The sequence below is a fragment of the Pseudomonas sp. No.21 genome (assembly GCF_054558415.1).
Genome location: NZ_BAAJNO010000008.1, coordinates 66,927 through 81,602, shown reverse-complemented (window position 1 = coordinate 81,602; position 14,676 = coordinate 66,927). Strand labels below are relative to the sequence as shown.

At 67.6% G+C, this 14,676-nt stretch carries 12 protein-coding genes; 6 read left to right on the top strand and 6 right to left on the bottom strand.

The features are described from left to right. Position 1: 1 nt before the first annotated feature. Positions 2-832: a cache domain-containing protein gene (locus tag ACYJSS_RS17760; protein WP_236204907.1), complete on the bottom strand. Its 831-nt coding sequence runs from the start codon at positions 830-832 to the stop codon at positions 2-4. A 355-nt stretch (positions 833-1,187) separates the two neighbouring features. Here ACYJSS_RS17760 and ACYJSS_RS17755 point away from each other — a divergent pair, with 355 nt between their 5' ends. Then, a complete protein-coding gene (locus ACYJSS_RS17755) occupies positions 1,188-1,811 on the top strand; it encodes a LuxR C-terminal-related transcriptional regulator (protein ID WP_236204908.1) in 624 nt (207 codons plus the stop codon). 688 nt (positions 1,812-2,499) lie between these two features. Here the strand turns inward: ACYJSS_RS17755 and ACYJSS_RS17750 are convergent. After that, entirely contained in the window at positions 2,500-4,143 is a 1,644-nt protein-coding gene (locus ACYJSS_RS17750) for a hybrid sensor histidine kinase/response regulator (RefSeq protein ID WP_111264749.1), read from the bottom strand. A gap of 197 nt (positions 4,144-4,340) precedes the next feature. Between ACYJSS_RS17750 and ACYJSS_RS17745 the strand changes: the two genes are divergently transcribed. Further along, positions 4,341-4,823, top strand: a complete 483-nt coding sequence (locus tag ACYJSS_RS17745; RefSeq protein ID WP_236204909.1) for a hypothetical protein — start codon at positions 4,341-4,343, stop codon at positions 4,821-4,823. A 99-nt stretch (positions 4,824-4,922) separates the two neighbouring features. On the opposite strand, the gene ACYJSS_RS17740 is transcribed toward ACYJSS_RS17745, so the two are convergent. Together ACYJSS_RS17740 and ACYJSS_RS17735 are read right to left on the bottom strand one after the other, a co-directional pair. Beyond that, positions 4,923-5,750 (bottom strand): acid phosphatase, encoded by an 828-nt coding sequence (locus ACYJSS_RS17740; RefSeq protein ID WP_236204910.1) that lies wholly within the window; start codon positions 5,748-5,750, stop codon positions 4,923-4,925. Positions 5,751-5,801: 51 nt separating this feature from the next. Continuing rightward, complete coding sequence (locus ACYJSS_RS17735) at positions 5,802-7,076, bottom strand: OprD family porin (RefSeq protein ID WP_236204911.1); 1,275 nt, start codon at positions 7,074-7,076, stop codon at positions 5,802-5,804. Positions 7,077-7,559: 483 nt separating this feature from the next. Between ACYJSS_RS17735 and ACYJSS_RS17730 the strand changes: the two genes are divergently transcribed. From ACYJSS_RS17730 to ACYJSS_RS17715, 4 genes are all read left to right on the top strand, one after another. After that, the gene (locus tag ACYJSS_RS17730; RefSeq protein ID WP_236204912.1) at positions 7,560-7,937 is read left to right on the top strand and encodes a DUF4189 domain-containing protein; all 378 of its coding nucleotides are present in this window, start codon (positions 7,560-7,562) and stop codon (positions 7,935-7,937) included. 137 nt (positions 7,938-8,074) lie between these two features. Then, complete coding sequence (locus tag ACYJSS_RS17725) at positions 8,075-8,470, top strand: DUF2946 family protein (protein WP_236204913.1); 396 nt, start codon at positions 8,075-8,077, stop codon at positions 8,468-8,470. Positions 8,471-8,524: 54 nt separating this feature from the next. Beyond that, on the top strand, positions 8,525-10,690 hold the full coding sequence (locus ACYJSS_RS17720) for a TonB-dependent receptor (RefSeq protein ID WP_236204914.1): 2,166 nt from the start codon (positions 8,525-8,527) through the stop codon (positions 10,688-10,690). A 10-nt stretch (positions 10,691-10,700) separates the two neighbouring features. Further along, complete coding sequence (locus ACYJSS_RS17715; RefSeq protein ID WP_236204915.1) at positions 10,701-12,218, top strand: PepSY domain-containing protein; 1,518 nt, start codon at positions 10,701-10,703, stop codon at positions 12,216-12,218. Positions 12,219-12,249: 31 nt separating this feature from the next. On the opposite strand, the gene ACYJSS_RS17710 is transcribed toward ACYJSS_RS17715, so the two are convergent. Together ACYJSS_RS17710 and ACYJSS_RS17705 are read right to left on the bottom strand one after the other, a co-directional pair. After that, positions 12,250-13,167, bottom strand: coding sequence for a response regulator (locus ACYJSS_RS17710; protein ID WP_236204916.1), 918 nt, complete (start codon positions 13,165-13,167; stop codon positions 12,250-12,252). 4 nt (positions 13,168-13,171) lie between these two features. Then, positions 13,172-14,476 carry a sensor histidine kinase gene (locus ACYJSS_RS17705; RefSeq protein WP_111264250.1) on the bottom strand — a complete coding sequence of 435 codons (1,305 nt, stop codon included), beginning with the start codon at positions 14,474-14,476 and terminating at the stop codon, positions 13,172-13,174. Positions 14,477-14,676: the final 200 nt, after the last annotated feature.

Genomic DNA, 14,676 nt, shown 5'->3' with positions numbered 1-14,676 from the left:
CTCAGTCGCTGTAGTAGCCGGTGACCACCAGGTAATGGCCGACCTTGCGCAGCAGCGCGTGCTTGTACTCCACCTTGCCGGTCACCGGGTTCTTCCAGCGGTACTCGTAGTCGCCCTGGTCGGCCTTGGCCATCAACTCGAGGATCGGCGCGCCGACCGGCTTGCCTTCGGGGTCGTCGATGGTGGCGAAGTCCACGCCCACCAGGCGCAGGTTGTAGCCATGGGCGACGTAGCGGCGGTCCTGCAGGTCGACGACGAAGAGATACAGGTCGTCCTCGCGGAATGCCGGCGACAGCGCGTTGATCGCCTTGATGCTGCCGGCCGCGTCGGCCTGCATCGCCTTCACCGCGCGTGCCATGAACTGATGGGCCTGCTCGGGCGTGGCCCGGGGCAGGTAATGGCCGACGGCGATGATGCGTTCGCCAACCCGGCGGAAATACACCTCCTTGCGCTCCACCCGGCCATCGCGCCAGTTCTTCCAGCGATATTCGGTGGTCTGCACGCCTTGCTGCTCGGTGGTGGCCAGCACCTTCTGGAAGGCCTCGCGCAGCTCGGGTTCCAGCACCTGCGACACGTCCCGGCCGATCAGCACGGCCGAAGGGCCGCCGCTGGCCAGCATCACGCCGTGGGTGTCCACCACGAACACGTAGCGATCGTCCTCGATGAACTCGCCCAGCCGGCTGAATGCCGCCAGCGCCGCTTCGCCCTGCATCTGGTAGTAGTCGACCGCGCGGTCCAGCAAGGCGCGCGCCTTCTCGGCGTCCGCCGCCGGGTCGGCCGACACCAGCCCGGTGAACGACAGGCAGAGGGCCAGGGCAATGGTTCGGAACATGGATGCAACTCCTCGCGCCAGGGGCGACGACAGGGGCCGGTTGGCCTACAGGGAAGAATTCCTTCCACATTTTCGTACAGGCTCCGGATAACGCCAGGCGCTCGCCGGGAATTCGGGCCGATCTGCTGCGAACGAGGGTGGATTCGGGCGTCTTTGCAGGGCCTGGCAATGGAGTTGCCGATGGTCGATGCGGAGCTTTGTACGATGGCGTGCGAGGCGATTTGTCTCTACCCTGACACACTTTCAGGAAGAGTCACCCGCTGCTGCGCGCAGGCAGTCGATTTCCGAAGCTGTGTCGCCAGGTCGACGTGCCGTCGATGGAGTCTGGCTTCCCCGAGAACAAGACAATAAACGGATGTCCGAAGAAAACCGTTCCGAACGCATCATCGTCGCCGACGATCACCCCGTATTCCGTGATGGCCTGCGGCGTATCGTCCAGCGCGTGCTCCCCACCGCCCGGGTGGAAGAAGCCGGCAGCATGGACGAGGTCCTGGCCCTGGCCCGCGAGGGCGAAACCCCGAGCATGTTCATCCTCGACCTGCTCTTCCCCGGGCAATCCGTCGAGGCCATCGGCGCACTGCGCCAGGCGTTCAAGCGCAGCTCCATCGTCATCGTCTCCATGGTCGACAGCCAGAAGGCCGTGGACGAGGTGATGGCCGCCGGTGCCGACGGCTTCATCGGCAAGGCCACCGCACCGGACGAGGTCGGCGAGGCCTTGCTGGCCATCCGCGACGGCGACTTCGTGGTGCGTTTCGGCGAGACCGGCCTGCTCGCCAACGACGCCGGGCTGACCCAGCTCACGCCCCGCCAGCAGGACGTGCTGCGGCTGATCGTCGGCGGCCTGTCGAACAAGGAAATCGCCCGCGAGCTGGACATCTCCCCCTTCACCGTGCGCATCCACGTCTCCTCGCTGCTCCGCGCCCTGGGCGTCAACACCCGCGCCGCCGCTGCGGCCAAGGCCGCCAAGGCGGGCATCTGATTCCGGTAGCGGCGCAGGGTGCGGGATTGGACATCGCCTGGTGGATGAAAAGAGCGTCATCCCCCCTACAAGCGGTTCGCACCCTGGTCCGGGCACGGCGCCGCAGGTTGGCGCCGAGCGCAGCGAGGCCCGACACGCGGTATCCGGCCCGGCTTCAGGCTGTCTCCGTAGGAGCGGCTTCAGCCGCGAAAGACCTTCCCCAGGCTTGTGGCCGCGAGTAGCGGGGGCTCCATCGCGAATGAACTCGCTCTGTCTGTGTTAGGTATTGCCAGAAGGTTTCGAGCTCAGTTGATTGCCGAGCTTTGCTGATGGTTCCTGTTTCGCCTTGCCGGGCGAGTTTCTTTTGGCAGTCGTCGGGGTGCCGAACCACCCAAAAGAAACCAAAAGGGCTTGCCCCTCCATACGGGTCTGGCTGAAGCCAGACTTCCCTCGCTCCTGAAAGGGGCGTCTGGCGACTGCTTCAACATTGATGCTCAAACTTTCCGCATTGATGTACGCATCACCATTTGGCGTGCGCCGTGGGGCGCGCCTTTCGTAGGATGGCGTAGAGCGAAGCGAAACCCATGCGCTGGGCCTGCCAGGCATCCAGAAGAGCCCTGAAAGCGCCGCTCTCGAGCCTTTCCGTCGAATCCACGACAGCTAACGCAGACGGAGCCAATGAATTCGCTCCCACCCAGGGTGCCGCGCCTCACCCCGCCGCTGCCGTCTCCGGCATGCCCAGCTTCAGCGCCATCAGCACCGAGCGCAGCTCGGCCGGGTGCAGCGGCTTGGAGAGGATCGGGATGTCCGGGTCGGCCACCAGTTCCTGCACCCGCTTCACCTCGTGACCGGTGATCACCACCGCCGGCACCTTCCAGCCGCTGCGAGCGCGGATCCGTTCGATGCAGTCGGCGCCGGTGGTCTCGGTGTCGAGGTCGAAATCGGTGATGACCAGGTCGCACTGCACCTCGCCCGGCGGCAACGAAGGCCGCGCCTCGACCACGCAGCCCCACTTCTCCAGCAGCGTCGCCGTGGCGCGCAGCACGGCGCCATCGTCCTCGATGAGCATCACCCGCAGGCCGTCGAGCATGCGCAGCGGCAGCGACGAGCGCGCCGGCAAAGGCGCCTGGCGCGGCGCTTCGCAGCCTTGCAGGCCTTCGATGGCCACGCTGGTGCCACGCCCCAGGCGCGAGGCGATGCGGATTTCCAGGCCCATCAGCTGGGCCAGGCGCTTGACGATGGCCAGGCCCAGGCCGACGCCTTCGATATCGCGGTCACGCACCTGGCGCACCCGGTAGAACTCATCGAAGACATTGGCCAGGTGCTGCGGAGGGATACCGCGACCCTGGTCGTGCACCTCGATGGCGATGCGCCCGTCGCGCCGCCGGCAGCCAAGCAGCACGGGGCGGCCCGGTGCGTACTTGAGGGCGTTGGAGAGAATGTTCTGCACCATGGTCGACAGCAGGTGCGGGTCGGCCAGCACGTGCAGCTGCGGCGGCACCCGCAACTGGATGCGCACCCCGGCCCAGCGCGCGGCCTCGGCGTTCTGCCGCACCAGGTCCTGCAGCAGGGCCTCCAGTGCCACCGGCTGGGTGCGCGGCACCACCTTGCCGCCATCTAGGCTGTACATGTCGAGGATCGAGCGGAACAGCTGGGAAACGCTGTGCAGCGACTTGTCGATGCTGTCCACCAGCTGGCGCTCCTCGTGGCCCAGGTCGGCGTCGCGCAGGCAGGCGGTGAACAGGCTGATGCTGTGGATCGGCTGGCGCAGGTCGTGGCTGGCCTGGGCCAGGAAGCGCGACTTGGCGAGGTTGGCGGCGCTCTCCGCCTCGGTGGCCCGCCGCGCCTGGCCCAGCAGGATGTTCACGTAGGCCGGCACGATGATGGTGGTCACCACCAGCGTCAGCACCATGTAGGGCTGCTCCTGCCAGTAGGGGTTGAGCGCGGTGATCACCGCCAGCGCCACCAGCGCCAGCAGGGTCGAGACCGCCAGGTAGCGCGAACCGAAGCGCAGGCCGTTGCCCACCGTCACCCACAGCAACAGGCCGTAGGCCGGGAGCATCGCCGGCCCGCCGACGATCATCGAGAAGCCGATGCCGGCGTAGTCGTGGACCATGGAGAACAGCCGGCGCGATGGGTACACGCCCGGCCAGCGCACGATGCTCGTCAGCAGCACGAAGGAAACCGCCAGGAACAGCGTGTTGTAGATGAGGATGGGAAGGGCCTTGTCCTCCGGCATGCGGCCGATGAGTTCGGCCACTACGGTGTAGAGCGTGGCGAGGCTGGCGATGACCAGCCGGACGACGGCCTGGGAGCGTTCGGTGTCGAGTGCGCTACGGCGAAAAGCGGGCATGCAACATCCTTTCTGCCTGGGCGGGCCAGGTCTGGTTCTTCCTGAAGGCTGCAACCTTATGCGTGGCGGTCGCCGCTGATCAAGCGGCACGGCACCTCGCTGACCGATGGCGCGCAGCCACCGTTGATCATTCTTCTCGAACCCTTCCGGACGCCGTGGGCCGTATTCCATGTAACCCACAGCACCTGGAGAATTCCATGAGACTGAACACATTGACTGCCTTCATCCTCACCGGCTGCCTGGCCGGCGCCTCCCTCAGCGCACTGGCCGAAACCGATGGCGGCACCGGCCCCACCGTGCCCGGCCCGAGCACGCCCAGTTCCCCCACCACCCCCTCCACGGACAGTGGCACGGGCTCAGGCACCCAGTCGCCCGGCAATGGCGTCGGTGGCCCGAGTGCGCCCGGCGGCACCGGGACGGGGGGTGCCGGCACGGGCAGTGGCACCGGCGGCCAGGGCGGCGCCCTGACCCCGGGCACCAATGGCAGCGGAACGGGAACCGGCGGCTCGGGAACCGGTGGAATGGGCACGGGTGGCTCCGGCTCCGGGACGGGCGGTGCGGGCACCGGAGGCATGGGTGGCAGCGGGACCGGCGCCCCGGCAGGAACCGGCGGCACGGGTGGCTCGGGCTCCTCGGGCGGCAGCGGCAGTTCCTCCGGTGGTTCCAGCGGCAGCCAGTGACCACCTTCCGGCAACCACGCCCTGCGCGTGGTTGCCGTCCCCCCTTCCCACTTCCATCCAGCTCCGCCAGGTCGGAAACCAGCCGGAAGGGGCCCCTTCCTAGTCGATTCCCATCGCCAGGGCCCTGGCCTCTGCCGCGCAGTCGCGACCGGCGACCGCCCCCTGGCCGCGAACGGCCATCAGCTCGCTCCTGGCCAGGGCGAAATCCGCCTGGAAGGTCGGGTCGCCATGCAGGCGTGCCACGGCGGTGGCGCCTACCTCGCGGCCCTCGCGGACATCGCTGTACCAGTGCACGTTGCAGACCATGCGGCTTTCCGAATAGGCCCGGCCTCGGGCCCAGAGGGCGTCGCTGCGTTCCGGGGCCAGCTCGCTCAGCAAAAGCGCCCAGGCCCAGCCGATGGCGCTGTGCCCGGAAGGATAGGAACCATCCTTCGCCAGCCTGGACTCATCCGCCGGGGTACAGCTGGGTTGGCGGTTGAATACGAAGGGGCGGGTCCGGGCGTAGCGCGTCTTGGCGCCGTAGGTCGCGAGGCCCGCATCGGCCAGGGTGCGGCGCAGGAGCCGGTACAACGCCGGTGTCTGCTGCTGGCTGATGGGCGCGTCCAGGGCACAGGAGAAGGTGCCGGCAGCGGCGGGAAATTTCAGGTCGGCATCGCGGATCGCCAGCTCCCAGCGCGCACTGCCCCGCAGGGCCTGGCTTTTTTCAGCCAGGTGCTGGTCCAGCAGGAAGGCAGGCGTACCCGCCGCAGGGGGTGGCGGCAGCAGTGCCAGGCTATCGGGCAGCTCCTCCTTCTGCAGATAGCCCACCAGATAACCCGGCCGGAACTCTGGAATCCTTTGCTGCGGGTCAGGTTGCCCGGCTTCGCTCGGGTCGATCAGCGCCAGCAACGACAGACTGAACAGGCATTTCGACAAGTGACGGTACATGGGATGACCTCTTGATAAGTTCCAGCCGCTGCGGTGCGTTGCGCCATCGAATCAGCGGATGGCCCACGAGTAATTGAACATCAGGCGTATATCGTCGGTGTCGCGCTGGAAGTTACTGGCGTGATTGGAACGAAAGACCGCACTGCGCAAGCGAACGCTGAAGTCCTTCAGCGGACCGTCCTGCACGACATAGCGCAGTTCATTATCCAGTTCCCGGGATTTGCCGATCTTGCGAGTCCCGATGATCTCGGCATGGTCGCCGAACATATAACGGCTATTGAGACTGAGGCCGGGTATTCCCAGGCCGGCGAAGTCATACCCGTAGCGCAATGCCCAGGAACGCTCCTTGGCATTGGCGAAGTCACCGAGTATCGACAAGTTGATCAGGTTGGCGTCCGAACCCAGGAGGTAGGCATAGCCGGTGTCCCCCATCATCCGCTGGTAGGCCACGCCGAGGCTGTGACCGGCGTAGGCATACCCCAGAAACCCCTGCAGGGCCCGGTTGTCGATCTTGCCGCCCCTGGCGCCGCCCTGGTCACGCATGACGCTCAGGCGCAGATCGCTGCTCAGGGCCCCGGCCCCCAGGGCGCCCTTGTGGCCCAGGGCGAAGACCTGCTGGCGGTAGATGTCCGCCAGTTGGGCGATGTGGTAGCGCCCCAGCCAATGCGCGTGGAATCGGTAGTCGACCCCGGCCGTGTCGAAGTGCTCCGCCGTCGCGCCATGCCCCTGGAAACGCCGGTTCAGGGTATTGAGCCGCAGTGGCGCGTACTGCGTGGCGTTGCGCTGCATGACCCGGCTCAAACGCCCTGCGGTCAGCTCCAGGTTCTCGAACTCGGCGCAGGTCAGCAGCCCGCCTTCGAACAGCTGCGGGAACAGACGGCCATCGTTGGGCTTGAGTGTCGGCAGGACTGGCGGCGTGAAGGCCCCCAGCTTGAGCTGGGTCTTGCCGGACTTGATCTTCCCGGCCAGGGCCAGCTTCGAATAGTCATCCTGCGCACGGCCACTGCGGTCGACCTGCAGCAATCCGGTACCGGTGCGTCCTGGCGCCGAGTCCAGCTTCACGCCGAGCATGCCGATGGCATCGACGCCGACCCCCAGGCTGCCCTCGGTGAAGCCCGAGTCCAGGCGCAGGATGAAACCCTGCGCCCACTCCTCGCGGTCGGCAGCACGGCCCTCGCGAAAGTCACGATTGAAGTAGTAGTTACGCAGGTCCAGCCGAGCGCTGCCGTCGTCGACCAGGTCGGCCGCCGCCGGCATGGCCAGCACCCCTGTACACAGCAGGGTCGAATAACGGCTTAGTTGAAAGGGCAAGTGTCTTGAAAGCATTGCATCGTCCTCTTTTATTGTTGTTCTTGGATCAAGGCGACGTGCGTCGTTTTATTGTTCATTTGGTGCCGCGACTTATATAAGCGCCACGCTGGCCAGGCACTCTCCAGGTGATTGAAAAGGGTTGTATTTGCCGCATGCCGTCTTGAGCGAGCGAAGCCGAGACTAAGTTGCAGGCGAACTTAAACAAGAACCATCAGCCCCATGAATGAGGCGATACCCGAATAAACCCGATCATTACCTGATTGCGCCAGGCACCTGTCATATCAGGTGAATTACCGAGTGATCTTTTAGTGCGAAACTTGTAAGTAATTTAAATCCTGATGTCAGAACTTACTTACTTGAAAAACGGGGCTTGATTGCCAATATGCTCGGCCCCCGCGCAAGGATGATGGCCAGATACTAGCCAGCGCCATCCCTTCCCTTTAGTCTTCCGCCACCCGCCCCCACCTACCCATCCCGCGGGCCCTTCGAGGACTCACCATGCAACGGCCCCTGGCGATCGCCCGCAACCTTTTCCTGTGCCTGGCATTCGGCCTGGCCACCACTCAGGTCCACGCCGCCGGTGCCCTGGCCATCGACAGCAACCAGGGCCTGCAATACGGCTTCGCCTACGACTACCCCGACCTCGCCCAGGCCCAGGACCGCGCGCTGGGCGAGTGCGGCAGCGGCTGCGAGGTGGTGCTGAACTTCGAGAGCGGCTGCGCCGCCTACGCCGCCGACCAGGTCAACGGTTCCACCGCCTATGGCTGGGGCGCCGACTTCAACGCCGGCAACGCCCAGGCCCGCGCCCTCGCCGAATGCCAGGAACGCGGCGGCAACGCCTGCCTGGTGCGCAGCTGGGGGTGCAACAGCAAGTGAGCGCGGGGGCGCCGCCGGCTGATCCGGTGCGCGCCGAATGCCCACGCCGCCCGTGACTTCCTCGTGCACGGGCCTGCGGCAAAACGCCACGAACGACCACTCCCGAGCGCCCCGATGACCTGATAAAGTCGCCGCCCATGAAATTCACCCGCACCGAACGCCCGCTGATCGCCTGGATGCTCTACGCAAGCGTCCTGTTCAGCCTGTTCGCCTGCGGTATCCACCACGGCCAGATGAGCGGCCTGGCCCTCAGCGGCCTCGGTGGCGCCTTCTGCTCGGCCAACGACACCCAGGGCACCGGGGTCGACGACAGCGGCAAGCAACTGCCCCAGCTCGCGGCCCAGTACAGCTGCCCGCTCTGCTCCTCCTTCGCCCCCGCCGTGACCCTCAGCAGCCTCGGCTGGCAGATCGACGCCTTCCTCGGCGCCCCCGCCACCCCGCTGGATGCCCATAGCTGGCCGCAACCGCCGCCGCGGGAACTCTGGCCCTCCCTCAACCCCCGCGCCTCCCCCGTCTCTTCCTCGCTCGCCTGACCACCTGGCGCTCCCGCGCCGGATCACCCGTGCCCGCTCGACAAGGAAGAGCCGATGAACCCGAAACACACCTGCCTGGTGCTGCTGGCCTGTGCCTGCTCGCCCGCCTACGCCCAACACGCCAGCGACACCCTGGAACTGCCTGCCAGCACCATCAGCGCCGACAGGGAAAACCCCGGCCTGGACCTCGACGCCGCCGCCGAAGGCACCTCGCGCCTGGGCCTCAGCCCGCGTGAGAACCCCGCCTCGGTGGCCATCGCCGACCGCGAGAAGATCGAACGCATCGGCGCGCGCAACTTCCTCGACGTCGCCAACGCGCTGCCCGGGGTCAACGCCTCGGCCCCGCCCGGCTGGGGCGGCTATGTGGCCTACCGCGGCTTCAACGGCGCCCAGGTCAACCAGCTGTTCAACGGCATCAGCCTGCAATACACCAGCGCCAACCGCCCGGTGGATGCCTGGATCTACGACCGCGTCGAGCTGATCGGCGGCCCCTCCTCCTTCCTCCACGGCAGCGGCTCGGTGGGCGGCAGCCTCAACTACGTCACCCGCCTGGCCAGCCGCGAGAACAGCGGCGAGGCGCGCATCCGCTACGCCCGCTTCGACGACCGCGAGGTCTCCATCGGCGTCAACCGCGTGCTCAACGACGGCCCCGGCCCGCACCACTACGCGCGTATCGACTACAGCCGCAACGACGGCAACGGCTACATCGACCGCCAGGAGCGTGGCGCCGGCAACTTCGCCTTTTCCCTGCTCAGCGACCTCACCGACAACCTCTCCCACACCCTGGCCATCGAGTACCTGGAGGAGAAGGAAGACAGCCCCTACTGGGGCGCGCCGACCCTCAACCCCAAGGCCGGCGAACTGAAGATCGACCGTCACGACCGCTTCTCCAACTACAACGTCGAGGACGGCCACTACGAGCAGCGCACCCGCTGGCTGCGCTCGATCACCGACTACCGCTTCGATGACGCCAGCAGCCTGCGCAACACCTTCTACCACTACGAAGGCCAGCGCGATTACCGCAACCTGGAGACCTATCGCTACACCGCCGGCAACAGTGCCATCCAGCGCACCGGCGCCTACCTGCAGCGCCACGACCAGGAGCTCAACGGCAACCGCGTGGAGTTCCTGCACAAGGACGAACTGTTCGGCCGGGCCAGCGACTGGGCCTTCGGCCTCGACTACAGCGTCAACCAGCAGGCGGTCTACCCGCGCTCCTCCTCGGCGATCTTCGACACCGTCCTGCCCGGCGCCTTCGACCCCGGCCATTTCGACGACATCCCCGGCATGGCCGGCGGCCTGGTCAAGGCCCGCAGCAACGAGGTGAAGACCACCTCCGCCTTCGCCGAGAACCGCCAGCAGCTCACCGACGAACTGGCCCTGGTCACCGCCCTGCGCTACGACCACATCGAGCTGGACGCCCGCAACCACGGCGCGGTCAGCGCCAACGCGCCGGCCGCCTTCTCGCGCCGCTGGGACGCCGTCACCGGCCGCGCCGGGCTGGTCTGGCAGTTCACCTCCGACGCCAACCTCTACGTGCAATACAGCACCTCGGCCGAACCGCCGGGCGGCACCCTCACCGGCGCCAGCTTCACCCAGGTGCGCGACTACGACCTGAGCACCGGTCGCCAGGTGGAAGTGGGCAGCAAGCTGGACTTCGACCAAGGCCGTGGCTCGGCGACCGTCGCCGCCTACCGCATCGTGCGCAAGGACTTCCCCATCGCCGACGCCAACAACCCCAACAGCACCATCCAGGCCGGCCAGCAGACCTCCGACGGCATCGAGATCGCCGCCTCCTACCGGCTCACGCCCGCCCTGACCGTCGAGGGCAATTTCGCCTGGGTCGACGCACGCTTCGACGAGTTCAACGAAGTGGTCAGCGGCGCCAACGTCTCGCGCAAGGGCAAGACCCCGGTCAACATCCCGGACCGCCTGGCCAACCTCTGGCTGAGCTATGACCTGGCCGAGGACTGGCGCACCGGCGTCGACGCGCGCTACGTCTCCTCGGTCTACGCCAACAACGCGAACACCCAGTGGGTGCCCTCCTACACCCTCTACGGCGCCTTCCTCGAACACCGCCTGAGTGCCGACACCAAGGTCACCGCGCGCCTGCGCAACCTCACCGACGAGGTGTATGCGCGCTTCATCCACCAGACCGGTGCGCAGTACTACCTGGGCGAGCCACGCAGCCTGGAACTGGCCCTGGACATGCGCTTCTGAGGGCCGCCGGATGAAACGCCACCTGTACCTCTGGCATCGCTGGCTGGGCATCGCCCTGTGCCTGTTCATGGCCCTGTGGTTCGTCTCGGGCGTGGTCATGCTCTTCGTCGGCTACCCCAAGCTGACCCAGGCCGAGCGCCTCGCCCCGCTGCCGCCCCTGGCGGCGGGGTGCTGCGTGGAGCCCGCCGTGGCGCTGAAGGCCACGGGCCGCAGCGAAGCGCCCTCGAGCCTGCGCCTGGTCAGCATCGCCGGCGAGCCGCGCTACCTGCTCGGCTACCGCGATGCCAGCCTCGCGGTGGACGCCCGCGACGGCAGCCTGCTCGCGCCCCAGGGCCCGTTGCAGGCCCTGGCCAGTGCGCGGCTGTACAGCGGCGCCGAGGCCCATTACCTGGAGGAAGTGGACGAAGACCTGTGGAGCCACAGCCGGGCCCTGGATGCCGACCGCCCGCTGCACAAGGTGCGGGTCGACGATACGGCGCGCAGCCTGCTCTATGTCTCCTCGCGCACCGGCGAGGTGGTGCGCGACGCCAGCCGCGCCGAACGCGCCTGGAACTACCTGGGCGCCTGGCTGCACTGGCTCTACCCGCTGCGTGGCGGCGTACTGGATGGCATCTGGGCCAGCATCGTCATCTACCTGTCACTGGCGGCCACGGCGATGGCCGTGCTGGGCGCCGTGGTCGGCCTGCTGCGCTGGCGCTTCTCCAGGCCCTACCGCAGCGGCTCGCGCTCGCCCTACCCGGCCGGCTTCGCCCGCTGGCACCACCTCACCGGGCTGGGCTTCGGCCTGCTGCTGATCGCCTGGATCTTCAGCGGCCTGATGTCCATGCGCCCCTGGCACCTCACCGAAGGGCGTTCGCCCCTCGCCGCGCGGGATTTCCAGGGCGGCGAACTGCACGGCAGCGCCTTCGGCGTCGGCGTCGACGACGCGCTGCAGCGCTTCCGCGAATCCGGCCTGGAACCGGTGGAGCTGCAATGGCGCATGCTCGGCGGCGCGGCCTATCTCGGGGCGCTGGACGCCCGGGGCGAAAGCCGCGTGTTGCCCCTGGCGGACGCGGGCCCGGCCCTGGCGCAATTGACCCGCAGCACCCTGGAAGCCGCCGCGCCGCAACCCGTGGCGCAATCGACCTGGCTGGAAGCCTACGACGCCTACTACTACCCGCGCGGCGAAGCCAGCATGTACGGCGGCCAGCCCAAACGCCTGCCGCTGCTGCGCCTGGCCTTCGACGATGCCGGCCACAGCTGGGTGCATATCGACCCCTACAGCGGCGCGGTGCTGGATGTGCTGGACGACAACCGCCGCGCCGGTCGCTGGCTGTTCAACCTGCTGCACAGCTGGGACTGGCCGCCGCTGCTGGAGCGGCCGTTGCTGCGGGAGGTGCTGATCATCGCCTTCAGCCTCGGCGGCCTGGCCATCAGCGTCAGCGGCGTGGTGATCGGCTGGCGCCGGTTGCGCCCCAAGCGCCGGGCGCTGCGGTCACCGGCGGTTTCAAGGGGGCTCGTGCGCCAACATGCGGACAACAGGCCGTAGCCGGGGCTTCAGCCCAGGGAAACAAACCGGCTCAGGCGCTCAACCGCTCCCGCAGCCGCCCGAGCATGCCCAGCAGGCTGCCCACCTTCTCCCGCTCGCGGCCCTCGCGCGGTGCCTCGGCCTGGCGGGCCGGGGCGCGCAGCGGCTGCGCGCGCCAGGCCTGGGCCTGCTCGGCGGCGGCCTTCAGGCCTTTTTCGAACAGCCCACGGCGGATCGGCTTGGGCAGGTAGCGGAAGATCTGCGCCTCGTTGATCAGCTTGAGCAGCGCCTGGGTGTCGCGGAACGGCGTCACCACCAGGCTGAGCAGCCGCGGATGGGCCTGGGCCAGGGACTTGAGCAGCGGCGCGGTGTCTTCGCCGGCGAACTTGAGGTCGCCCACCAGCAGGTCCACCGGCTCGTCGTTGAGCATCGCCACCGCCTCGGCCAGGTTGCGCGGGCGCAGCAGGCGATGGCCGCCGCCCATGCAGAAGTCGGCGACGCTGGCCAGGGTCTCCGCGTCCTCGTCCAGCAGCAGCACGCTCAGCGCAGCGGCCTGGGTGGCAACCGGCAGCGGCGCGACCGGAGCGAGCGCCTGTCGCCCGGCGATCTCGGCCGCCTGGCGCAGGGTGAAGGCCATTTCCTGCGGGTCCCAGGGCTTGGTCAGGTAGCGGAAGATGCCGCCGCTGTTCAGCGCCTCCACCGCCGCATCGAGATCGGAATAGCCCGTGAGCAGGATGCGCAGGCAGTCCGGCGCCATCTCGCGCACCTGGGTCAGCAGCTCGGCGCCGCTCATCTGCGGCATGCGCTGGTCGCTGACGACTATGTGCACCGGCTCCCTGGCGAGCCGCTCCAGGGCACGCAGCGGGTCGCTCTCGGTGAGCACCTCGTAGTCACGGCGGAACTGCAGGGCGAGGCTGCGCAGGATGCGCTCCTCATCGTCGACGAACATCACGCGGATGGGCGAAGTCATGGGTTCAGGCGCTCCGTTTCATTTCACGGGCCTGCACGCGCGGCAGGCGGATGAGGAAGCGCGTGCCGCGCCCCACTTCAGAGGCCACGCGAATGCTGCCGCCGTGGTCCTGGATGATCTTGTAGCTGATGGACAGGCCCAGCCCCGTGCCCTCGCCCACCGGCTTGGTGGTGAAGAAGGGATCGAAGATGCGCCGCACCACGTCCGGTGCCATGCCGCAACCGCTGTCCTGCACCGAGATGCATACCCAGTCCGCCTCGGCCCAGCTCTTTATCTGGATGCGACCGAAGCCGACCGTGGCCTGGGCGGCATTGGTCAGCAGGTTGAGCAGCACCTGGTTGATCTGCGAGGGCGCGCAGGCCACGCGCGGCAGCTCGCCGAGCTGCTGGACCACCTCGGCCTTGTCCTTGATGTGGTTGCGGGCAATCAACAGCGCGCTGCGGATGCAATCGTTGAGGTCCACTTCCTCGCTCATGGCGCGGTCCAGGCGGGCGAAATCCTTGAGCCCCGCCACCAGCTCGCCGATCTGCTCCAGGCCATAGAGGGTGTCGCCGAACAGCTGCCGCAGGTCCTCGGCCAACAGCTCCGGCGCCACCTGCTCGCGCATCGCCGCAGCGGCGTCCAGGGCATCGCCCAGGCGCTGCTCGTCACAATCCGGGTCGCGCAGGCAATCGGCCAGGGCGGCCTGGCTGCGGGCCAGCTCGGTGAGCGGCGCGGTGAGCTGGTCGAGCAGTTGCACGTTGTTCTTCACGTAACCCAGGGGGGTGTTCAGCTCATGGGCGACGCCGGCGACCATCTGCCCCAGGGAGGCCATCTTCTCCGACTGCACCAGCTGGGCCTGGGATTCCCGGAGATCCACCAGGGCCTTGCGCAGCACCTGGTTACGCTGGGCGATGCGCAGCTCCATGGCCTTGAGCAGGTCGAGCACGGTGCCCAGGCCCTGGTAGCGGCCCCCGGCGTCCACCAGGATGAAATCCTCGGTGATGGGGTACTGCAACTCGGCGGTGATCTGCTTGGCCGCCTGTTCCAGGCTCATCTCCAGGCTCAGCACCAGGGGCGATCCATTCATCACCTCGCTCACCGGGCGGCGTCCCCAGAGGTCGCGGCCGAAGCGCTGCATGAAGATGTCCTGCAGGGTGTAGCGGCTCACCAGGCCCAGCGGCCGGGCCTCGGCATCCACCACCGGCAGGGAAAGGAAGGTCTTGTGCTCGGAGGTCAGCAGCCGGTCGGCCACATCGCTGATGCTCATCGCCGGTTCCAGCCCCGCGACGGGTTTGAGCAGGCGCGCCAGACTGCTTTCGGCTGCCATGATCCAAGGCTCCTTCCACTGAGAATGGGCGTCATTCAAGCAGTGACAGGTTGCCATCATGTGACAGCTGTCTCATTTCTCTTACACCTGGCTTCGCAGGCCGGCCGCCGGATTGGGGTGGACGACGCCTCACCCGTCCACCATCCGGGCCCGCCGGCAACAGCGCCGGTGGAGGTAGAAAGCGACCTCCACCCTACGCA

What these genes read in the sequence shown, in the direction of transcription:
- ACYJSS_RS17710 (WP_236204916.1), bottom strand. Translation starts at nt 13,167, where the DNA reads ATGACTTCGCCCATCCGCGTGATGTTCGTCGACGATGAGGAGCGCATC.
- ACYJSS_RS17760 (WP_236204907.1), bottom strand. Translation starts at nt 832, where the DNA reads ATGTTCCGAACCATTGCCCTGGCCCTCTGCCTGTCGTTCACCGGGCTG.
- ACYJSS_RS17755 (WP_236204908.1), top strand. Translation starts at nt 1,188, where the DNA reads ATGTCCGAAGAAAACCGTTCCGAACGCATCATCGTCGCCGACGATCAC.
- ACYJSS_RS17720 (WP_236204914.1), top strand. Translation starts at nt 8,525, where the DNA reads ATGAACCCGAAACACACCTGCCTGGTGCTGCTGGCCTGTGCCTGCTCG.
- ACYJSS_RS17715 (WP_236204915.1), top strand. Translation starts at nt 10,701, where the DNA reads ATGAAACGCCACCTGTACCTCTGGCATCGCTGGCTGGGCATCGCCCTG.
- ACYJSS_RS17725 (WP_236204913.1), top strand. Translation starts at nt 8,075, where the DNA reads ATGAAATTCACCCGCACCGAACGCCCGCTGATCGCCTGGATGCTCTAC.
- ACYJSS_RS17740 (WP_236204910.1), bottom strand. Translation starts at nt 5,750, where the DNA reads ATGTACCGTCACTTGTCGAAATGCCTGTTCAGTCTGTCGTTGCTGGCG.
- ACYJSS_RS17735 (WP_236204911.1), bottom strand. Translation starts at nt 7,076, where the DNA reads ATGCTTTCAAGACACTTGCCCTTTCAACTAAGCCGTTATTCGACCCTG.
- ACYJSS_RS17730 (WP_236204912.1), top strand. Translation starts at nt 7,560, where the DNA reads ATGCAACGGCCCCTGGCGATCGCCCGCAACCTTTTCCTGTGCCTGGCA.
- ACYJSS_RS17745 (WP_236204909.1), top strand. Translation starts at nt 4,341, where the DNA reads ATGAGACTGAACACATTGACTGCCTTCATCCTCACCGGCTGCCTGGCC.
- ACYJSS_RS17705 (WP_111264250.1), bottom strand. Translation starts at nt 14,476, where the DNA reads ATGGCAGCCGAAAGCAGTCTGGCGCGCCTGCTCAAACCCGTCGCGGGG.
- ACYJSS_RS17750 (WP_111264749.1), bottom strand. Translation starts at nt 4,143, where the DNA reads ATGCCCGCTTTTCGCCGTAGCGCACTCGACACCGAACGCTCCCAGGCC.